We start from the raw sequence: 20,136 nt of genomic DNA on the forward strand, positions 1-20,136 counted from the left end.
TTTACTTTTTTATTGATGGCCAAACAAAGTCAGTTGTATCTGGATCCTTGTTTGTTGTTTTACGAGGCGCACTTTTAGGTTTACGAAGTGGTTTGTTATTTATTGTATGAATATATAACGCTTCAACTTTGTCTCTGGCCCACGGGGTTTTACGTAAAAATTTTAAGCTAGATTTTATGCTTGGTGCATCGGTAAAACACTTAATTTTTACTTGTTCGCCCAGCGTTTTCCAGCCAAGTCTCTGCTCTAACTCGAGCAATATTTGTTCTAGTGTGATCCCATGTAGTGGGTTTTTAGGTTGATTATCCATAGCCATACTGCTTATTTAAACTGTGCTTATTGTAGCTTAAATACAATAAGCAGGCTATTTCACTGTAATCTTTTTAGGTCGATTTGGGTAAATAACTTTCCCTTGCTCATTGAGCTTAAGCCACATTAATGCGCTATTGCTTTGGTTTGGGTTTTTGGCGCCGCACAGTAAATTGAACGTATCAACGCTAATTAATGCGCCTTCACTATAGCGTTTGTCGTCGTACCAACACATTGTTTGGTGCTGATTTAACTGACTTGCGTTCACAAAAGTGCGGCTGTTATGCGGCTCGGCATTACAAAATAACGAGAGTGATAAGCTTAAAAAACAGGCGGATAGAATTATTAATGGGCGCATAATATTCTCCTACAATTGACTTTAAAAATAGTACGTAATATTAAAAAACATGCTAGTGTAATATTACACACTAAAAAATAAACAGAACAATAAAAGGTACACACACATGAAATTTAATCAGCTGATGATAGATGAATTCACATTACTTGCAAAGTTTCCGCTTGATAGCAAAATGCAGGGTATCAAATTACATTCTGACGCAGAAGCAAGCTTGATAGAAGCAGCACAACGATTATTCGATAAAGGCGTTATAGATAGCCCAGATGGCGGTTACTTAACGGATTTGGGTTTAGATTTAATTGAGCACGTTACGATTATTCATAGCGCGCTCAAAAGTTAAGCTCAGCAGTATTTAGGTCGCATCGGGTTGATTTTGCGGTGCGGCATCATTAAACGCAGCTAATTTATTACATCGTTCATAAATAGCTGCAATTTTTGGATAACGACTCATATCTACATTAAAACGAATAGCATTAAATACCTGAGGTACCAAGCAAACATCAGCAAGGCTTGGCTTGTTTCCAACACAGTAATCGTCGTCTCCAAGTAGTATTTCTATTTTATCAAAACCTACTTCAACCCAATGTTTGTACCAGGTGTTTTTAGCATCATCGTCTACTTTTAATTCATTCGACAAATACTTAAGTACTCGCAAATTATTCACTGGGTGAATATCACACGCTATTGCAAAACTTAAGTTTCTTATTTGGGCTTTTTGCCAAGCAGAGCCGCTAATTAATGGTGACTGTGGGTATGTTTCATCAAGCCATTCTAAAATAGCTAATGATTGACCAAGTACACCTTCATCTGTTTCAAGAGCTGGTAAAAGCCCTTGTGGGTTTAGTGCTAGGTAACCCTCCTCAAGCTGCTCTGATTTTAAAAGATTTACAATTGCCAGCTCATGGTCAATTTTTTTTAGGTTTAACGCAATACGCACTCGGTATGCAGCTGATGAGCGAAAATAACTGTATAGCTTCATAATTAATCCTTGTTGGCTGAATAGTGTTTTTTAATTGTTCGCCAACAATCTGTGTAATTTGGTTGGCGCTCATTACCTTCTAATGCGTATTTAGTTGGTGAAATGACATAACGTGATTCAAACATAAACGCTAAGGTATTTTCGTATTTTTGTGGAACCAGTTCCGCATTAGATGCTTTTTCAAATACATCCGCTTCAGGTCCATGCGGAGACATACAATTATGTAAACTTGCGCCACCTGGCACAAAGCCATGCTCTTTTGCATCATATACACCTTCAATTAACCCCATAAATTCACTCATGATATTACGATGATAGTAGGGCGGACGAAACGTGTTTTCAGCAACCATCCAACGCGGTGGAAAAATAACAAAATCAACATTAGCCATCCCTTCAGTAGCTGATGGCGAGGTTAAAACGGTGAATATAGAAGGATCCGGATGGTCAAAGCTTACTGTATTCATTACATTAAATCGCGACAAATCGTATTTATAAGGGGCGCTATTACCTGTCCATGCAACAACATCGAAAGGGGAATGCTTAATATCACAGCTGAATAAGTTACCATTAAATTTTGACACCAGTTCAAAATCACCTTCTTTATCTTCAAAAGCTGCAACTGGGTATTGAAAGTCACGGTCGTTGGCATAGCCGTTTGCACCAACCGGGCCTCGCTCTGCAAGTTCTAAAGCATGACCATAGTTTTCGCAGATATAACCACGGGCTGTTGATTGTATTAAATCAACAGAAAACTTCATCCCTCGGGGTATGACTGCAACTTCACCTGGTTTTACACAGAGCTTACCGCATTCTGTATGCAGGAGTAGCTCGCCTTGTTGGGGTACAAATAGCATTTCACCGTCAGCGTTGTAAAAGTAGCGATCGACCATAGACTTGTTAGCAACATAAACATGAATACCGATGCCAGATTGCCCATTAGCACTGCCGTTAGCAGCCATTGTTATGAGTCCATCTAGAAAATCAGTTGGCTTTGTAGGAATTTCAACGGGGTTCCAGCGAAGCATAGTCGGAGGTGTTACGGCTTCAGTTATAGGCGCAGTTCGAATCAAGCCGTTATCAACAGCGGTGTAATCACCTTGCACTACCGAAGGGCGTAACCGATACAGCCATGTTCTGCGATTTGCGGCTCGGGGCGCTGTAAATGCTGTAGAGCTAAATTGTTCAGTGTAAAGATCGTACTTAACTTTTTGAGGAGTAAATTGCCCTATAGGCAAGGCACCGGGTAGCGCTTCGGTTTCAAACTCATTACCAAAACCGGTCATGTACTTTAACTGTTCTGCCATTACTGACTCCTGTGAGAGAAGGCTAGTTTTATGTTTTATTTATTTAAGTTAAGATACTCTCAAGTGAGAGTAATTTCAAATTGCTCAATGAATGTGTATGTAAATATAAATGAACAGCTAGTAAACCTATTTAACGGGATAACAATGAAACTGGATTTAGACACTTTTTTAGCATATCAACTAATTAATGTAGCAAGTTTGGTAAGTAATGACCTTGCTAAGGTATACCAGAGCAAATTTGACTTAACGATACCTCAATGGCGAATTTTGGCGAATTTAGCGCAATTTGGTCAAAGTAATGCCAAAAATTTATGTACGCAGGCAAATATGGATAAATCGACCGTGTCGCGTGCAATAAAAATATTAGTAGAAAAAAAGTTGCTAATGACTCAAATTAATTCAGAGGATAAGCGCGCAGCCATACTTTCATTAAGTGAAGCTGGAAAAGATATGTATAAAAAAATAGTACCCGAGGCGTTAAAGTGGGAAAAAGAACTATTGGCTTCGTTAAATACGCATGAACAAGGTTTATTAGTAAGTGTACTTAATAAGCTAAAAAATAAATTACAGGCATAAAAAAGCCCATCAAATGATGGGCTTTTATAATTTTAACTAATCTAACAATTTAGATTAGAAAGTGTAACGTACACCTACACGCATTTCCCATACTGAAGCACCAGTTTGTACTGAAGTATTAGCGTTATTACCGTTAAAGCCTGAGTAAACGTAACGACCTTGGTCATCTAAAGATGTTGAGATCATGCTTGCACCTACGAAAGGACCTTTCTTAAGAACGCCCCAGTCATCATTTAGCATGTTTGTAAGGTTGTCGATTACAAAGAATGCTTCACCTTTATGACCTTCCATAAAGCCTGGTAATTCTTGTGTAACTTTAAAGTTAAACTTAACAAACCAGTCAGCATTTTGTTGGTTACGACCTGCGATTTCACCACGTTTAAGCCCTTCAGAAGCAATGAAGTCGTTGAACTCATTGATTTCAGCTGCAGACATGTCGTATACAACGTTAGGATCGTTTTCAAGTGGAACGTATAATAACTGACGGTTACCATTCCAGTTGTTATCGCCCCATACATTACGGTCACTTCCGTCAAACGTGAAGCTGTAAGGTAGGCCTTTGTATGCTTCACCGTAAAGGTTAAAGCGTGTTTCAAAGCCATCTACAAACTCATGTTTGTAACCAAGCGTCATAGTAAAACGATGCGGAATTTCATAATCTGAAGACGCAACACCTGGGTTACCTGGATTAGTAAGCGCGATGTTACCATAGTTAGAACCGGCTACAGAGCTAGTCATTGGGTTTACATCGTCTGCATCTGTGTATGCATAACCAAAACTGAAGTTAACGCCGTTATCAAACATTTTGCTAACTGCTGCAGAGATAACTGAAGAATCGCCGCTATCGCCACTAACATTAGTTAATAAATATTCGTTACCACGGCCTTCGATAGACTCGTAAATTGGGCGACCATCAAACGTAGTTTCACCGCTATCTTGAAGTGCGATATCACGCATTAATGCAGCGTCTTTTTTCTTCGAGTATAAGTAATCTACAGAGATTACGTATTCGTCTTCAGTTGTGTATGTAGCACCAAGTGAATATTTCCACTCTGAAGGAATTTCAAAATCAGGGTCTACAGCATTAACAGTTGCATCGCCTACACCAATTTCAGTGTTTGCAACAATATCGAACATTTCTTGAGGTACGTCAAAACCAGGAGTACCGCCGTTTACGTTAGCTGTGTTAAATAAATCTACACCACGGAACTGCGTACTAATGTTTGTAATACCGTCGTTAGAATACGAATTAGATAGCCATACGTTCGGGTTACCACCAGAGAACAAGCCTAAGCCAGCACGAACTTCAAGTTCGTCAGTTGCATACCATTGGAAGCCAACACGTGGTTGCAGTAAGTCAATACCGTCGAATGTAGACTGGTTGCTGAAACCATAACGGCTTGTGAAGTTTTGGTTAAAATTAGGTACGTCGTCACTTGTGTACTTGTCGTAACGTAAACCAAACTGAATTGTTGCATCTAAGTCAGTAAACGCGTATTCGTCTTGTACATAAAATGTGTGTTGAGCATATTTAAAGCTTGCAGCCGCATCATTCGGGTTGTTAGTACCTGCAGCATTGTTGTAATAAATACGTGCTGCTTGACCTGCTTCAAAGTCTTCAATTGAATCGAAACGGTACTCACCTTGAGTGTGCTGTACGAATAAGTTGAAAACTGATAACTCTTCAAACTCGTAACCAGCAGTAATAGTGTGTTGATCTAGGTAGTACGTACCGGCAACTTTAAATGTAGTTGTGTCGTAGTCTAAATCGTTTGATTGACGAGAATCATCAGGACCAATGTAAACCGTACCACCATTATCAGTGCGGATTTGCATTTCACCAAAGCTGCTTGCAGCATCTAATGATTGAACCGTTGCATCTAGCTCTGATTTACCTAAACGAATTTCAGTAGAAAAATCGTCTGACCAATCAGAATATACAGAACCGATAATCGAGGTAAACTCAGCACTTTGATTGTAGAAGTGGTTTGATAAAGAAACGCGGCTAGAACCAGTATCAGACTGAGAAATTGTGTTACCGTCGTTGTAGTTATAAATTAAGTTTGCACGGTGATCTTCGTTGATGTTCCAATCTAGTTTTACTAAGATTTTTTCATCTTCAACAGGCATGCTTGATGGCATACCGCCTGCATCGTAGCCGTAAACTGATTGAGAAATACTTTGAATACGAGATACGTCATCAGCTGTAACACTACCACTGCTAAGACCGTCGTAATTAAACTGGCGAACACCTTCAAGTTTTTCGTATGAAGTGAACAAGAATAATGTATCTTCAACAAGCGGAAGGCCTACGTTGAAACCGTAACGTTTTTCAGTGTAGTTACCGTTATCAACTTCATTACCTTCAATTTCGTCGCCTTTCATTGAATCGTTTGTGTAATCGAAGAAAACACCACCGTGGACGTCGTTGCCACCAGATTTAGTTACAGCGTTAATGTTACACGATGTAAAGCCACCGTATTGAACGTCAAAAGGTGCTAGTTCAGCTGAAACTTGTTCAATAGAGTCGAAAGAGAAAGGGGCACGGATAGTAGGGTAACCGTTTGAGCTTAAGCCGAAGTTATCGTTCATGCGAACGCCGTCAAGCGTTAAGCTGTTGTAACGTGGGTTACCACCACCACAGTTGATTGAACCACGGCTATCATCAATTGTGATACGTGGGTCAATACGGATGATATCTTTTAAATCACGGTTGATGGCTGGTTGGTTTTCAAGATCCGTTAGCGTAAAAGTAGACGCAGGACCTGTACCACCAGACATAGCACTGATAGGAGCACCCGTAACTACAATTTGCTCGATGTTAGAGATATTCTCTAAAGAAGCATTTACCGGGTAATCGTTACCAATGTTAAGAATAATATTATTGAACTCTTGGTCTGCATAAGTGTCAGAATCTACAACTACTCTGTATGGACCACCAACACGCAGGCCTTTAGCTGTAAAGTAACCAGCATCATTAGTTTCAGTTGTTTTAACTGAGCCTGAAGGAACGTGTAAAATTGTAATTTTAGTGCCAGCAGCAGGGTTGCCGTTAGGACCAGTGATTTGACCTTTAATTGCAGATGTTGTTTCATTTGCAATTGCAGCGCCACTAACACCAACACATGCTGCAATAGCAAGTGATAGGGCCGTTTTGCGTATTTGAGTTTTCATTTAATTTTCCCGTGTAGTTAATAATTAAATTTTTATATTTTTATTTTTCGGTTTTCAAAAAATAAACTAAATGCAGGTTTATATTTTAAAAACCATCGCCATTGTACCCCAATTGTTTGTTACAAATAAAATACAACTGCAATGTTTTTTTAATAAATAGTACAAATTTTGACTATTTTTTACCTTTTTTTGAGTAATCACTCTATTAGCGAGCTCATACTACCGATGTTTTATGACAAACTTGTGAAATGTAAAACAAGCTTTTACAAAAAATCCCCGTGTGTAGGTTTTATGTGTCACAAATTACATAGATACTTTTTTTAACGCTGTTTCTAGCTCTTTAGCTGAAGGGTCAAACATAGCGTTTAACAAACCAGCCAATCGAACACCTGCTTGTAGCAGACGTGTTTTTACGATAGGTGTATTTTTATAAACATAGCTGTAACCAACTTCTTCATTTGTAGATTTATAAAGTGTATTTGCTAAATTGTGAGACTCTTCAACCCAGGTAGTTGGTGTGCTTTCTAAATATTCTGAAATTAGTTCACTGTTGTTAGTGTTTATAAACTGCGCGTACTCAGTAAATGATAAGTTTTCGTTTTCAACTAATTTAGTATCCCACAAGCTGTGTAAGTTTGTATCTTGACCAAAAAACGACACTTTAATTCGGTTTCCGCCTCTATCTTCGCTTCTTCCTGCATGGAAGGGTTGATGGCTATCACCAACCAAGTGAACTAAAAAACGTAAACTAAATTGCTTTGAATCTAGGCTGCTGTTTTCATCTTTAAGTGTATTTATAGAGTAGTGGATGCCTTCAAGAATATTGCTAACTGATTCTTTATTGTTTGTATGGTCGTGATTGATTGAGAAGGACTTATTAGGTGCGGCATTAATATAGTGCCAACGAGAAGATTGCTTTTGCCAAAATTTACCCGGGTTTGAGCGCATTTCGTCAGGCCAAGTTGAAACCTGTGCAAGTGATTCACCAGCTAAGAATGGTTGAATAGCTGACTTTGTGGTGTCTGTTATATGAGATTCAGCAATTTTACCTACAACCCGGTGACCGTTTTGGCCCCAAGCAAGTGAATCGCTACTTGTAAAAATGGCACCAATTAAAAGCGCTGACGTTATCGAATATTTTACATTGCTACGCATTAAGGTTCCCTAATTAATTTGGAGTGGTGTTGCTGCGTTGTAATAAGGTCAATTGTCCTTACTTTTGTTGAAATTAGGAAGGACTCAATGAAATTCATAATTTCTTATTCATAATTAATATAAATCAGTGCTTTAGCATCTATAGGTAAAATTACTTGTTGTAATAAGTAATTAAAATTGTTCAAATGAATAAGTAATGTATTTTAGGATGTCTTTAGCTTGAATATTAAAAATACGGTATTGCATAAAACTTCAATTGTTACATTTTTGTTTATAGTAATGGTTTTTGCTTGGGTGTGTGGTCAATTAATTGTAAATAACGATGAACTCGTTTTTCCTGTACTTATTGAAACATCAACAACATGTCGTACAACAGCGACCGCAAACGATAATGAGCTTATTGTATTTACACCCTCTAAAAATATTGCAGTGCAACTTACACAGAAGTTGTGTGATGATAACGTCGTTGCTAAACAGTACGGGGTGGTTGTAGGGTATTGGGGGTATAAAACATCAGACAGTTTAGAGTTTGTAGGTAAAGGAATTGCAGACCTTATACTCGCAAAAAACAACATTATGGCGGCTTTTAAAGCTGAATCTACCTATGATTATATGCCCGTTGTTGGTTTTTCTGATTACACTGCATTTTTTATATCTTCAAAAGAAAAGCCAATTATTTCAAAATCTTATTTTTTAGACAAAAAAATAGGGCTGCTTGATTACCCAACGAGTCGCTCAGGGCATATTCTTCCAAAACAGGTCTTTAAAGATCTCGATATAAATATTGCAAACTTAAATATATTGTACGCAAGCTCTCATAATGAACTACGAGACTTATTAGCCAACGGTAAAGTAGATATTATTGCGTCGTTTTGGAAAGAAAACGATAAAGACCGTTTCTCGAAAAACTATATCACCCCATTAAGCAATAATATAACAGGCACACGTTGGTACTTGAAAATGCAACAAAACAACACAGATTTGTTATGTGCCGTACAAGAACACCTAATGGCTATGTCTAAAGACCAAGAACTTCATTATTATCAAAATGTTTCGCCCTTTTGGCAATGTGAGAATAATACAGCTGTTTTTAAGATAGGTGAAGATAATGAGTAGGCTTAAATTTTCTGCAGTGTCCTCATGTATTTTTTTAATGCTTTCTTTAGTGTTTTATATATCTATGATTAATAAAACAGAGCGTGTTAGCGAGCAGCAAAAGTTTCAAATAGAAAAACAAATTGCACTAGATTTACCATTACTCGATTTGCCAAATGAACTGTATAAGCATGCAGGTAATAAAGATGCTTTAGTTGGCTATATTGACTCACTAAATAGTTATCTAAGAATGAGTAACTTGCGTGTCATCGATATCAGTACAGGCGAGATTGCTCACAGCGATTTAAAGGCAAAGCAATTTATCAGTAGCTTAGCGACGAGTGAAGGCCCTGTGAATATTATTTTTAGTGTAGATGAGCATTACTTGACACCTAGTAATAAAATCTTTTTTTTGTTTTTTTTACTTATCAGTCTCTTTGTTGCTGTGTGGTTAAAAGTGGTAGACAGTAAGAAAAACAATGTAAGTTTAAACAAGAGTATTAACTCTGCTGCATCAATGCCAATGCCTTTGGCGGTCGTAATTGATTTACGCAATAAAACACTTTCACATAGTTATAATAAAGAGCACAGCGTTCAATTAGCTAATAAACCATTGTGTTTTTACCTAGCCCTTGTTGAATATTGTTCAGCTAATAGTGATGTCATTTTAAATCATAATAAAAATGTACCCGATGAGCTTATTGAACTTGCCAACAAGTATTTTTACCGTTTAACAGAACTAGGGCACACGATAAGGAAACGGCCGAACTTCAATAACAGCCTTGAAAAAACGTTGAGTGAAATAAGGGCTTCGCTTGACGACGTTTTGAATGAACATCCTGAAGAAAAAGAAATTTATTACCCTCCAAAAGCATATGGAGAAGGCTCTCGCTCTCGTCTGCACAGCTACGGGCTCATAAATATTGCAAAGGGAAATATTGAAATAATAGGGAAGTAATTTTACCTCCCTATTGTTATCAGTGATTATTTAGGAGCAAACTCAGCCGCTTTTATTGGACTATGTCGCGATATAAATGTTTTAAGTGCTTGGGCGTCAGTTTCGTCAGTGCTAACAAAACCCTCTAGCGTATTTATAGTTGGGTAACCATCACCGCCCGATGCGTTATAGCTATTTAAACTCATGCGGTATGTTTTACTTTTATCGAACGGTTTACCGTTAATAAATACGTTTGTAAGCTTACCATCTTTGCGTTCAAACGAAAGCTTGTGATATTGCAAGTAAGCACCAGCGTCTGCCGGGAAGCTTGTTACTGTATTTAAGTAGTCCCATAGTTCATCACCTTGCCAATCCATATACGTTATACGGTTTTTAAAAGGGTGAACTTTTAATATGTCTTTATAGCTTATTTCACCAGCATCAATTGAGCTGCGAATACCACCGCCACTGATCAAGCCAAAATCTGCACCTACCACATTCATTTGTGCTTGGATGATAACGCGAGCAAGGTTTGTTTGTTGATAGCGTACTTTGTTTCTATCACCTTCTAATCTTGCATCAACAGAGCCAATAGTCCCCTCAATTTGTTTAGCACCAATCGCTTGGTATTTAGCTAAAAACGCTTTTAATGACGGGTCTGGCGTAATATATTCGTTCGCAAGTACCTCTTTTAATGTGCCGTCAGCTTGTGTTTTTTCTACATATAAATTAACTGGCATTAATTTATAATCAAGTAGGCTCAATTCACCATTTTCTAATTTGAACTCAGCCTTACCAACGTACTTTCCCCACTCGTGGGCTTGCATTATCCACGTGCCATTTTGCTGATCAGGATTACAAGCTAAGCCAGGTTTAAAACTATCATCGTTTACATTTTCTGATGCCATACACACAGGCTCTTGTGAGTGGCCACCTATGATCATATCAAGCGTATTAGCAGGCAATGAGCGAGCAAGTGTTACATCGCCCGGTGCGTTTATGCCATGTTTAGCATCAATAAAATGACCCATGTGAGTAACAGCAATAGTAATGTCTGGGTTGTATTTTGCTTTTATCTCTTTAGCTAGGTTGGCTGTTACTGGAACAGGGTCTTTAAATTCTAACTGACCAATGTACTGAGGGTTTCCTATTTTTGCTGTATCGGTTGTAGTTAAACCTATCACGGCAATAGTTAAGCCATTTTTTTCAAATATTTTATAGGCGTCAAAAGCGTTCTTACCTGACGACTTTTCCACTATATTAGCCGATAAGAGAGGGAAGTTAGCCCAGTTTTGTTGCTTGGCTAAAACACTAAGTGGGTTATCAAATTCATGATTACCTAATGCCATTGCATCGTAGCCGAGTAAAGACATCCCTTTAAAGTCAGGCTCTGCATGCTGTAAATCAGATTCTGGTATACCTGTATTTATGTCGCCACCTGATAGCAGTAAAACTGCATGACCTTTTATTTTCGCTTCAGTACGTAATTGATCCAGTAGTGTTTTGCGAGCAGCCATACCGTATTCGCCTTTTTCGTTATGCCAAAAGCGACCATGATTATCGTTAGTATGAAGAACGGTTAAGTATTGTGTAGAAGATGTTTTTTCATTAGTTGTGGCAGATGTGCATCCCAGTACACCCAAAATGATCGAAAAAATAAAAATTATGCGCATAAAATACCTGTGTATTAAGTTGTACTTAATGTTGTAGGTGGCTAGTTTAAACTAGTTTGAAATATAAAAAAGGCAGATATTTATATTTTTGGCTAATTACGACTCGTAGCCGCATTTTCCCTGCGTTTGAGTTCTTGGCTAGCGTAATGTGACTTTTCGTGTTTTGTAGCAACCATCCAATTTAAAAAGCTTGCTGGGAGTTTGGTGTATGCTTCGCCTTTGTGTAGGCCAAAGTCGCAAATTGTGTGTGGTGTGTGTGTCATGTGTATCCGTTATCTCTGTTATTTAATAATTAACAATGAGCAAAGTTAAACATTTACTCGGTTTACATATTCATAGAAAATATAAATTAATATTGTGTAATTGAAATGTTACCAGAACGGTCTAATTTGTATCAACTATCTTAATGCTATCGATTTTCTTAATGTGTAGCATTAACCTAAACAAAACTTATTTTTAAATAACTATAATAATAGGATCTAACATGAAAAAACGTTTACTGTGTTCATTGCTCGCTTCATTAAGCTTTGCTAGCCATGCAACCATAGTCGAAATGCAAACTAGCCAAGGCACAATTGAGATTAATTTATTTGACCAGCAAACACCAAAAACCGTAGAAAACTTTTTAAGTTATGTGCAAGACGACTCATACAATGAAACAGTTATTCATCGTTCAATAGACAATTTTGTAATTCAAGGCGGTGGTTTTACATTTTCAGACACGCTTGACCCAATAACAACTAAACCTGCTGTTATCAATGAACCTGTATTTTCTAATGTTAAAGGTACTATTGCCATGGCTAAGTTAGGGGGCAACCCTAATAGTGCTACTAGCCAGTGGTTTTTTAATATGGCTAATAATAGCGGGGGAAGTGCGGCACTTGATACGCAAAATGGTGGTTTTACAGTGTTTGGACAAATCACAGCAGGAAGTCAGGAAACGCTTGATAAAATTGCGGCCCTTGTTCATTGCGGTGAAACACCGGTAGTCGATATAACAACAGAGCAATGTGCGAGCAGTGATGTGTCTATTAGTAGTGCTAATTTAGTGACAATCCAGAGCGTTATTGTATTAGATGACGATCCTAATTCGGCAGCCGGATTGACCGTTGTTGAAAATACACTGATTGATGCCGATAACTCTGGTAGCTCAGATGGTAGCTCGGGTGGAGCGCTAATATGGTTACTGGGTGCTTTTTTACTAGCTGTTCCACGCCTTAAAAAGAAGAAGTAACCTCATTCAGAGCAATATAAACTGCGCAGCTAGTATATAGCTGCGCCCTATATTAAATAAATAGCCGCCAAATCATCGCAAGCCACATCGCAAATACAGACACGCAGCCAATTAAAAACACGTTAAATCGAGCTCTTACGTTATTTGATCCTAAATGAATAATGCTATGTAATATGCGTGTTATTACAAATACGCAGGCCAAAATTGCAACCACAACGCTTGCACTGTTTAATTGCAAAGCTAACAAGCAACCAGCGTAAAATAAAACGGGTATTTCAAACTGGTTAGTAAAGTTTCTATCCGCAACCCTTACATGGTCACCTGCGTTATCTAATCGCATCGTTGCAAAATCGTTTAAGTTTAACTGTTTATTTTTAGCTGCTGCAAAGCGTCTTCTCCCCATAATAATCATTACAGCCAAAGACAGGGTGACTTGCACAAACATGGCAAGTATTATTATTTTTTCCATTGTAGTTCCTTGTTATTGTTTTAGTCAGTATGCAGACATTTTTCACAATGTGTTACACAAAAAAGCGTTAACTGCTAGAAAGTATTCAGTACAAAGTGTTAGTTTATATTATCAAACCTGCTTTTGAATTAGCATAACCTTTTTTGCATCATGCTTTTAATGGAAATAAAATGAAAAAAATTATTTGTCTCAGTGCCATCGCACTCGCTGTTCTCAGCGGTTGCTCGAATACATCTTCATCAGTAGCAACCTCGCCACAAGCCTCGTTACTATCAGATACTTTAGTGGTTAGCCCAAATGATAATAGAGAATATAAAACACTAAAGCTTGCTAACGAAATTGAGGTTATTTTAGTGTCTGATCCAAGCGCAGAAAAATCTGCTGCTTCACTAAGTGTAGGTGTGGGTTTACTGCATGATCCTATGTCTCAGCAGGGTATGGCGCATTACTTAGAGCATATGCTGTTTTTAGGCACAGAACGTTACCCTGATACAAAAGGGTATTCAGATTTTATGACCAAAAATGGCGGAGCGCACAACGCCTACACGTGGCTCGAAATTACAAACTACATGTTCAAAATAAACAGCGATGCGTTTGACGAAGGACTCGACCGTTTTTCTGACTTTTTTAAAGCCCCTAAGTTATACCCAGAATACACAGAAAAAGAAAAAAACGCAGTGAATGCTGAGTGGTCTATGCGCCGCGAACTTGACTTCTTTGGCCAATTTAAATTAGCGCGTAAAATGATGGGCGAGCATCCAGCTAATCGCTTTTTAATTGGTAACCTAGAAACACTAGGCGATAAAGAAGGTAGTTCGCTTCATCAAGAAACCGTTGATTTTTACAATAAATATTATTCTTCAAATATTATGAAAGTCGCACTTATTTCTAATTTGCCAATCGCCGATATGGAACAAAAAGCGCAAAAATACTTCGCTGACATTAAAAATAAAAACATCGAAAAGCCAAGTGTTACTGCTAATTTAGATTTTGATAAAGCGGGCGGTAAACGCGTATTTTACTCGCCAAATGAAGATGTAAAACAGTTAAAACTTGATTTTACAATTACCAACAACAGTGATGAGTTTGCTGTTAAACCTAACCGTTTTGTTTCATATTTATTAAGCAATGAAATGCCGGGTAGCCCAGCACAAATACTAAGAGATAAGGGCTGGGTTTCGCAGCTAGGGGCATCAGCCTCTCCAACACAATATGCAAACTATGGTGCCTTAACGGTCGATATTGAGCTTACTGATTTAGGTATGCAAAACCGCGAAGCAATTGTTGCAGTGGTTATGCAATACATTGATTTAATAAAAAAAGAAGGGGTTAATAGCAAGTACTTTAACGAAATACGTACCTCGCTTAATAACCAATTTAAATTTTTAGAAAAGGGCGACGAGTTTAACTATGTGAGTGCTCTAACAGGCAGCATGCAAGTTTACCCGCTTAATCACACGATTAACGCGCCTTACCACTATGCAAAGTTTGATGCTGACGCCGTTAATGATGTGCTAAACCAGCTCAACGCAGATTCACTGCGAATTTGGTACATTTCACAACAAGAAGAAACAGACTCTCAATTATACTTTTACGACGGCAAATACCGCATAAATGACATTAGTGATGATGAAATAGCAAGCTGGAATAAGCCAAGTGAGTTTAAATTAGCGCTTCCTAGTGTTAATAATCTATTACCTGAAAGTTTTGCAATTAAAACGGCTGAATTTAAAGAGCAAAAACACCCAGAGCTTGTTTTCGATAAGCAGGGCGTAAAAGTATGGCGTCAAGCAAGTCAAAAATTTGCTGAGCAACCTAAAGGGCTCGTTGAGGTTTACATAAATACACAACCGGGTCTGAGCGACATAAGTGCTGAAGTGCTTTACTCTGTTTGGGCAGATTTATATAACATTCAGCAAAGTCAATTAAGCACTGAAGCTGCTGTAGCCGGTATGGGCGTTAGACTTGCACCAAGTAATGGGCTTGTATTATCACTTAATGGGTTCACTGATAAGCAAGATGTATTGCTTAAACAGGCTTTGAGTGGATTAAACGTTGAGGTTACTTCGCAAGCGTTCGAGCAAGCTATTGACCGTTACACGCGTGACTTATTGAATCAACAAAAGCAATTTCCTTATGCTCAAGCGTTTGGTGCTTATTCTAAGCTAACACGTACAGGCAGTTTTGATACTGATGAATTAATCAAAACCGCAAAAACATTAACTGTTGCTGATCTTACAAAGTTAAAAGAAGCCACATTCTCTAATAATGACTTGCGTGTATTTAGTTACGGTAATTATAACCAGCAAGATATAGAGTCAATAGCTGGTGAGTTAACAGCCGTTTTACCTAAAAATCATACTGTGAGCGAGTTTGCTCGTAGTAAAGCGTGGTTGCCGCAACCGGGTGAAACGTTAGTATTACAAAAGGATATAGATGTAGCCGATGTTGCTGTGGTTGATATGACCGTTCACCCAATACCGGGTTACAAACAAAAGGCTCAAGCTGCTGTTTTACGGGATCATTTTAGGACGATCGCATTTGACAAAATGCGAACTGAAGAACAACTCGCTTATGCAGTAGGTGCTATTGCAAGCTCAATCGAAGATTATTCTGCTGTTGGTTTGTTCATACAAACCCCTGTAAAAGGGCCTAAAGAAGTACAAGCTCGCTTCGACCAGTTCAAAAAAGAGTACGCGGTAGAGCTTGATAACATGACAGAAGACACATTTTTACAGCTTAAAAATGCGACTTTGGTGTCACTTAAAGAGCAACCTAAAAACTTAAATGATGAAATGGGTCCTTTAATTAACGATTGGTACCGAGAAAACTTTAGTTTTGACTCAAAACAAAAGTTGATCAATGAAGTAGAAAAAGTAACGCTTGCAGATATAAAACAGTACTACAAGCAAACTATGCTAAACCCACAAGCAGCGCGTTTAAATGTCCAGCTGCGTGGTACTAAGTTTATTGAAAGTGACTTTGCTGATTTACCTAATCAAACCAAAATCACTACGCTTGATGCTTATTACAATGGCATTAAGTTACAAAAATAAGATTGATAAATAAGTCAAAAAATAAACCCCAATGTACTGATACATTGGGGTTTTTTATTTATTTCAATATCTACAAAGTACTTATCTCATGCTTTAAAACTCATAACAGCCAGCGATGCTGCTATTAATGTGTAAGGTAATTGGATAACTCCAAAGTTCATTAAGTTACAACGAGAACGTAGTGCTGTAAGCATGGTGAAGTCTGAATAAAAAACGCGTTGCTGCAAATGGTGATACAGATAATAACAATGTTTATTAGTGTCTATTATTAAAGTTAGATTTTAACAGGGTAGGCAAGGCGGTTATTAGTGATGATAAAACCGCCATTGATATATATGGTTATTAAAGTCGTGCTTGTTCTATTGCTTTGGCTACATCTAAGTTTATGTTTAGCCACGTTTGTTCAAGCGTGGCTACTAAACCGTCGTAGCCGTCGTCTTTTATGGGCACTAGGCGTGAGAAGTTATGCACACTAATCAAGCTGCGGCCGGTTTCTGGGTGAGTATAATATAAGCGCCATAGTCCAGAGATATCAGCATTGCCTTGCATATCACCATTAAAATGGTGAATTTCGTACTCAAGCTCATAAAATGTTTGCTGATCAAGCTCGGTTATTACAGGTAGCCCTTTAATAACCATCCAAGAGGGCATATTTTTAAATAAAGTTTGTTGGGCAGTGGCAGTAAGCATAACGTCAGGAGACTCGCCCCATAAATGATAATTTGCAGCATGGATTTGATTATTATCAATTTTCATCGCTATGCCTAAGTTGTTTAATGCGCCTCTTAAAACAACTGTTTGCACTCTCAACTGTGCGTTGGTTTCACTAACATTTCGTGATGATGAATCAATAGGCTGTTCAAATTGGTAATACTGAGTCGCATTTTGTATTGCTGAGCTACAGCCCGACAATACTAAAAGCAAACTTGTTATGATTAATAGGGTTTTCATTATTGCTTCCTTGGTATTGGATCTGCAGGCAGTGATTTGTCAAAAATTAGCATGTTTGGTTGCTCATTTAAGCCGCGTGTCAAAGGTTGTATTTCTTCGCTTAAGCGCTTAAATTCACGCAGTGTTTGTTGTAATTGATGATGAAATTCAGATCCAGCCTGATAACTCGCCATTGTTTTATCAAATTGTCGCATGGTCACTTCAAATTGCTCCATGCTTTTGGTCATTTTTGCAAAGTTACGATTTATATCACCGGGTAAATTTTGAGTATCTTTTTCATTTAATAGTGTGCGCATTTCATTTGCAAGAGACTGATAGTCGGCAAAGGCAACTTGTATTTGGGCTAAGCTTTCTTCAACTTTTAAATTATTAACTTTGTTTAATACATCAGAAACCTGGTCGGCAAGTACGGTAATTCCGCTCGATATACTAGGAAAAACGGTATACTGGCCCAGTTTTTCAAACTCCGCTTCTGGGGCATCGGGGTACATATCAAAATCAACATAAACTGCACCAGTTAAAAGATTTCCGGGCTTTAAAGAGGCGCGCATGCCAATTTCTATCCAGCCTTTTAAGCTTTCTTTCCAAAAGTCTTTAGCTGTTGCGCTGTGGTGATAAATACGCCCGTACTCTATTTTTATAAGAACAGGTACTGACGTGTTTGCACTTTTAAAGTGAGCAGGTTTGCCATTAACAATTATGTTTGCAGGCGCTTCAACTACTGTACCAATGCGAATACCACGATATTCAACAGGGGCACCGGATCTGAGCCCTCGAATTGATTGTTCAAAATCTATTATGTAATAGTCAAAGTCGTAAAAGCGTTCTTCTAGTGCTTCTTTATAGCTTTGGCTAAGTGAGAAATTGTGGCCATCGTTAGCTATTTCCCCCGGTGTTTGGTTATCGGGTAAGCCAACTGAAATTCCGCCTTTTAAAAGCTTACTTAAAGAGCCTGTATTAATATTTATGCCATCAGCAGATAAATCAATTTCTATACCGGCGTTGACCCAAAAAATTGAGTTGTTGGTAATTAAGTTTTGGTACGGCGCTTTTATAAATATACCGTACTTCATTGCTTGGTTTTCCCAATCAAATGTGGCGGTTTCTATTTGGCCAATTTTATAATTCTTAAAAAATATTCCGGTACTAACATCAAGTACTTCTGCGTTATAGCTAAGTAGTTTAAAGCGACCACCTTGCACGTCTTTGCCTATTAATGCAGGTTCTTCTTGCAGGGTGAAATTTTCTTTAAGTGTATTACTTTCGCCCGGTGCAAATTCTAAATATACCCCAGAGAGTAAAGTACTCATTCCACTTATGCCGGTTTCATCTATACGTGGTTTCACTACCCATATTTTAGCGTCGTCGGTGAGTAAGTCTTCATAGCTTTTATCTATTTGAGCCCGTGCAATCACACTATCTTGGGAGTCGGATAAACGAACGCTGTCTATTTGCCCTATTTTTACACTGCGCACTTTTATTTCTGTTTTACCCGCAATAATGCCCTCGGCTTGCGGCATCTCAATATATATAGTGGGGCCTTTATTTGCTTGATATTGATAAAGCATCCACACGCCGACAAAAAGCGCTATGGCTGGAATAATCCAGATAGCAGAGATTCTTGGTTCATCTGTTACTTGGGCAGTTTCGGTCATGTTTTAGTCTCTGATGATTTATTTTTAGGTGAATCCCATAAAAGGCGTGGATCAAATGAATGAGCAGCCATCATTTGGCATATTACCATAACGGTAAAAAATGCAATGCCTAAGCCTGGTGTAACTGACATTAAATTACCTAGCTGTACTAAAGCCACTAAAATGGCGACAACAAAAACGTCAATCATTGACCATTTACCAATAAACTCAGTGAGTTGGTAAATTCTAGTGTAACTTTTTGTATGCCTGTTTGCAGGTTTTGTTACCATAATACACAAAAAGCTTAGTACAAATGCTTTAGCTAAAGGAACAACAACACTCGCAAAAAAAATGATAGCAGCAATGGGATAAGAACCACTTTTCCAAAGTAAAATAACCCCACCAATAAGTGTGGACGGGGTTTCATCACCCAAGCTTGTTGTATTCATGATAGGCAATACGTTGGCTGGTATATAGCAAACAATAGATGTGATGAGCCAAGCTGTTGCTTTTTGAACACTATGAGGATTACGTACATGTGTTTTGGTGTGGCATCGCTGGCAGACCTTACCAGTACAAAGCTGATGACACACATGACAGGCTTTAATATTTTCATCAATAGCACGTTTAGCGTGCTCGGCACCTTCTAACACTTTTACTGGTTTTATTTGAGCCCATAACCTTGGACGATTTAAGTGTACTAAAGCGGCAATGTATAAAATAACAAAGCCAGCATAAGCCCAAAAACTTGCCCCAAAGCTTATATCAGCCAAAGACATAATTTTAACCATGCTGACTAAAACACCAATTAAAAATATCTCAGACATAATCCATGGCTCAAGTGCCAAAGTAAACTTAAGTAATCTACGCGCAATGCCTTGTGGCAATGTTTTTAAAACACCTAAATGAAGGGGTATTAAAATAATTAATAAACTCATTGGTAAAGCAATAATGCTTAAATCAATAAAAAGGCCTAACAATTCACTATCGTAATTGAATAATATTCGGGCTGCGTCGGGGAGGGTGATAGTTTGGGTTATACCATTACTACTAAAGGATAAAAAAGGATAAAACATACTACTTAATAGCATTAGCAAAGCACTAAAGCTCAACGCCACTATGCGATTATCGTGGTTTACGTTGGCTTCGCATAATTTATGATGGCAATGCGGGCATATCGCCATTTGCTTAGCGATAATTCTTGGTATATCTATGATCAGGTCACAGCAGGG

18 protein-coding genes are annotated in these 20,136 nt (G+C 38.1%); 6 read left to right on the forward strand and 12 right to left on the reverse strand.

The features are described 5' to 3' along the window. Position 1 precedes the first annotated feature (1 nt). Both RF53_RS10600 and RF53_RS10605 read right to left on the reverse strand, forming a co-directional pair. The gene (locus RF53_RS10600; protein ID WP_039037621.1) at positions 2-310 is read right to left on the reverse strand and encodes a VF530 family DNA-binding protein; all 309 of its coding nucleotides are present in this window, start codon (positions 308-310) and stop codon (positions 2-4) included. 54 nt (positions 311-364) lie between these two features. Further along, positions 365-667 carry a DUF1496 domain-containing protein gene (locus RF53_RS10605; protein WP_010556738.1) on the reverse strand — a complete coding sequence of 101 codons (303 nt, stop codon included), beginning with the start codon at positions 665-667 and terminating at the stop codon, positions 365-367. A 106-nt stretch (positions 668-773) separates the two neighbouring features. Here RF53_RS10605 and RF53_RS10610 point away from each other — a divergent pair, with 106 nt between their 5' ends. Further along, a complete protein-coding gene (locus tag RF53_RS10610) occupies positions 774-1,007 on the forward strand; it encodes a TIGR02647 family protein (protein ID WP_006791677.1) in 234 nt (77 codons plus the stop codon). A gap of 12 nt (positions 1,008-1,019) precedes the next feature. Here RF53_RS10610 and maiA read toward each other — a convergent pair whose 3' ends face one another. Continuing rightward, entirely contained in the window at positions 1,020-1,646 is a 627-nt protein-coding gene (maiA, locus tag RF53_RS10615; RefSeq protein ID WP_039037622.1) for a maleylacetoacetate isomerase, read from the reverse strand. Between the two features lie 2 nt (positions 1,647-1,648). Continuing rightward, a complete protein-coding gene (gene hmgA / locus RF53_RS10620; RefSeq protein WP_039037623.1) occupies positions 1,649-2,950 on the reverse strand; it encodes a homogentisate 1,2-dioxygenase in 1,302 nt (433 codons plus the stop codon). A 144-nt stretch (positions 2,951-3,094) separates the two neighbouring features. Here hmgA and RF53_RS10625 point away from each other — a divergent pair, with 144 nt between their 5' ends. Continuing rightward, positions 3,095-3,526 carry a MarR family winged helix-turn-helix transcriptional regulator gene (locus RF53_RS10625; RefSeq protein WP_039037680.1) on the forward strand — a complete coding sequence of 144 codons (432 nt, stop codon included), beginning with the start codon at positions 3,095-3,097 and terminating at the stop codon, positions 3,524-3,526. A gap of 54 nt (positions 3,527-3,580) precedes the next feature. Here RF53_RS10625 and RF53_RS10630 read toward each other — a convergent pair whose 3' ends face one another. Together RF53_RS10630 and RF53_RS10635 are read right to left on the reverse strand one after the other, a co-directional pair. Further along, positions 3,581-6,700: a TonB-dependent receptor gene (locus RF53_RS10630; RefSeq protein WP_039037624.1), complete on the reverse strand. Its 3,120-nt coding sequence runs from the start codon at positions 6,698-6,700 to the stop codon at positions 3,581-3,583. Between the two features lie 303 nt (positions 6,701-7,003). Beyond that, positions 7,004-7,855 (reverse strand): S1/P1 nuclease, encoded by an 852-nt coding sequence (locus RF53_RS10635; protein WP_039037625.1) that lies wholly within the window; start codon positions 7,853-7,855, stop codon positions 7,004-7,006. A gap of 219 nt (positions 7,856-8,074) precedes the next feature. Here RF53_RS10635 and RF53_RS10640 point away from each other — a divergent pair, with 219 nt between their 5' ends. Together RF53_RS10640 and RF53_RS10645 are read left to right on the forward strand one after the other, a co-directional pair. Next, positions 8,075-8,971 (forward strand): hypothetical protein, encoded by an 897-nt coding sequence (locus RF53_RS10640; protein WP_039037626.1) that lies wholly within the window; start codon positions 8,075-8,077, stop codon positions 8,969-8,971. Beyond that, positions 8,964-9,908: a hypothetical protein gene (locus tag RF53_RS10645; protein ID WP_039037627.1), complete on the forward strand. Its 945-nt coding sequence runs from the start codon at positions 8,964-8,966 to the stop codon at positions 9,906-9,908. Before RF53_RS10640 ends, RF53_RS10645 begins: the two co-directional genes overlap by 8 nt. 26 nt (positions 9,909-9,934) lie before the next feature. Here RF53_RS10645 and ushA read toward each other — a convergent pair whose 3' ends face one another. Together ushA and RF53_RS19515 are read right to left on the reverse strand one after the other, a co-directional pair. Beyond that, on the reverse strand, positions 9,935-11,560 hold the full coding sequence (gene ushA, locus RF53_RS10650) for a bifunctional UDP-sugar hydrolase/5'-nucleotidase UshA (protein WP_039037628.1): 1,626 nt from the start codon (positions 11,558-11,560) through the stop codon (positions 9,935-9,937). Between the two features lie 92 nt (positions 11,561-11,652). Next, positions 11,653-11,823, reverse strand: a complete 171-nt coding sequence (locus RF53_RS19515) for a hypothetical protein (RefSeq protein WP_006791686.1) — start codon at positions 11,821-11,823, stop codon at positions 11,653-11,655. 221 nt (positions 11,824-12,044) lie between these two features. Between RF53_RS19515 and RF53_RS10655 the strand changes: the two genes are divergently transcribed. After that, positions 12,045-12,794, forward strand: coding sequence for a peptidylprolyl isomerase (locus tag RF53_RS10655; protein WP_039037629.1), 750 nt, complete (start codon positions 12,045-12,047; stop codon positions 12,792-12,794). Between the two features lie 52 nt (positions 12,795-12,846). On the opposite strand, the gene RF53_RS10660 is transcribed toward RF53_RS10655, so the two are convergent. After that, positions 12,847-13,263 carry an MAPEG family protein gene (locus RF53_RS10660; RefSeq protein ID WP_006791688.1) on the reverse strand — a complete coding sequence of 139 codons (417 nt, stop codon included), beginning with the start codon at positions 13,261-13,263 and terminating at the stop codon, positions 12,847-12,849. Between the two features lie 170 nt (positions 13,264-13,433). On the opposite strand from RF53_RS10660, the gene RF53_RS10665 reads away from it, so the two are divergent. After that, the gene (locus RF53_RS10665) at positions 13,434-16,319 is read left to right on the forward strand and encodes an insulinase family protein (protein WP_039037630.1); all 2,886 of its coding nucleotides are present in this window, start codon (positions 13,434-13,436) and stop codon (positions 16,317-16,319) included. Between the two features lie 342 nt (positions 16,320-16,661). Here the strand turns inward: RF53_RS10665 and RF53_RS10670 are convergent, their stop codons facing one another. From RF53_RS10670 to RF53_RS10680, 3 genes are read right to left on the reverse strand one after another with little or no spacing between them, the layout of a single operon-like run. Continuing rightward, a complete protein-coding gene (locus tag RF53_RS10670; protein WP_039037631.1) occupies positions 16,662-17,270 on the reverse strand; it encodes a PqiC family protein in 609 nt (202 codons plus the stop codon). Beyond that, a complete protein-coding gene (gene pqiB, locus RF53_RS10675; RefSeq protein ID WP_010556724.1) occupies positions 17,270-18,925 on the reverse strand; it encodes an intermembrane transport protein PqiB in 1,656 nt (551 codons plus the stop codon). The genes RF53_RS10670 and pqiB overlap by 1 nt, the downstream gene beginning before the upstream one ends. After that, positions 18,922-20,088, reverse strand: a complete 1,167-nt coding sequence (locus RF53_RS10680; protein WP_235420624.1) for a paraquat-inducible protein A — start codon at positions 20,086-20,088, stop codon at positions 18,922-18,924. The genes pqiB and RF53_RS10680 overlap by 4 nt, the downstream gene beginning before the upstream one ends. Between the last annotated feature and the right edge of the window lie 48 nt (positions 20,089-20,136).

Origin of the sequence: Pseudoalteromonas sp. ECSMB14103 (assembly GCF_000813065.1) — a bacterium.
In the GTDB taxonomy this organism is placed as follows: Bacteria; Pseudomonadota; Gammaproteobacteria; order Enterobacterales; family Alteromonadaceae; genus Pseudoalteromonas; species Pseudoalteromonas marina.

What these genes read in the sequence shown, in the direction of transcription:
- RF53_RS10600 (WP_039037621.1), bottom strand. Translation starts at nt 310, where the DNA reads ATGGATAATCAACCTAAAAACCCACTACATGGGATCACACTAGAACAA.
- RF53_RS10605 (WP_010556738.1), bottom strand. Translation starts at nt 667, where the DNA reads ATGCGCCCATTAATAATTCTATCCGCCTGTTTTTTAAGCTTATCACTC.
- RF53_RS10610 (WP_006791677.1), top strand. Translation starts at nt 774, where the DNA reads ATGAAATTTAATCAGCTGATGATAGATGAATTCACATTACTTGCAAAG.
- maiA (WP_039037622.1), bottom strand. Translation starts at nt 1,646, where the DNA reads ATGAAGCTATACAGTTATTTTCGCTCATCAGCTGCATACCGAGTGCGT.
- hmgA (WP_039037623.1), bottom strand. Translation starts at nt 2,950, where the DNA reads ATGGCAGAACAGTTAAAGTACATGACCGGTTTTGGTAATGAGTTTGAA.
- RF53_RS10625 (WP_039037680.1), top strand. Translation starts at nt 3,095, where the DNA reads ATGAAACTGGATTTAGACACTTTTTTAGCATATCAACTAATTAATGTA.
- RF53_RS10630 (WP_039037624.1), bottom strand. Translation starts at nt 6,700, where the DNA reads ATGAAAACTCAAATACGCAAAACGGCCCTATCACTTGCTATTGCAGCA.
- RF53_RS10635 (WP_039037625.1), bottom strand. Translation starts at nt 7,855, where the DNA reads ATGCGTAGCAATGTAAAATATTCGATAACGTCAGCGCTTTTAATTGGT.
- RF53_RS10645 (WP_039037627.1), top strand. Translation starts at nt 8,964, where the DNA reads ATGAGTAGGCTTAAATTTTCTGCAGTGTCCTCATGTATTTTTTTAATG.
- ushA (WP_039037628.1), bottom strand. Translation starts at nt 11,560, where the DNA reads ATGCGCATAATTTTTATTTTTTCGATCATTTTGGGTGTACTGGGATGC.
- RF53_RS19515 (WP_006791686.1), bottom strand. Translation starts at nt 11,823, where the DNA reads ATGACACACACACCACACACAATTTGCGACTTTGGCCTACACAAAGGC.
- RF53_RS10655 (WP_039037629.1), top strand. Translation starts at nt 12,045, where the DNA reads ATGAAAAAACGTTTACTGTGTTCATTGCTCGCTTCATTAAGCTTTGCT.
- RF53_RS10660 (WP_006791688.1), bottom strand. Translation starts at nt 13,263, where the DNA reads ATGGAAAAAATAATAATACTTGCCATGTTTGTGCAAGTCACCCTGTCT.
- RF53_RS10665 (WP_039037630.1), top strand. Translation starts at nt 13,434, where the DNA reads ATGAAAAAAATTATTTGTCTCAGTGCCATCGCACTCGCTGTTCTCAGC.
- RF53_RS10670 (WP_039037631.1), bottom strand. Translation starts at nt 17,270, where the DNA reads ATGAAAACCCTATTAATCATAACAAGTTTGCTTTTAGTATTGTCGGGC.
- pqiB (WP_010556724.1), bottom strand. Translation starts at nt 18,925, where the DNA reads ATGACCGAAACTGCCCAAGTAACAGATGAACCAAGAATCTCTGCTATC.
- RF53_RS10680 (WP_235420624.1), bottom strand. Translation starts at nt 20,088, where the DNA reads ATGGCGATATGCCCGCATTGCCATCATAAATTATGCGAAGCCAACGTA.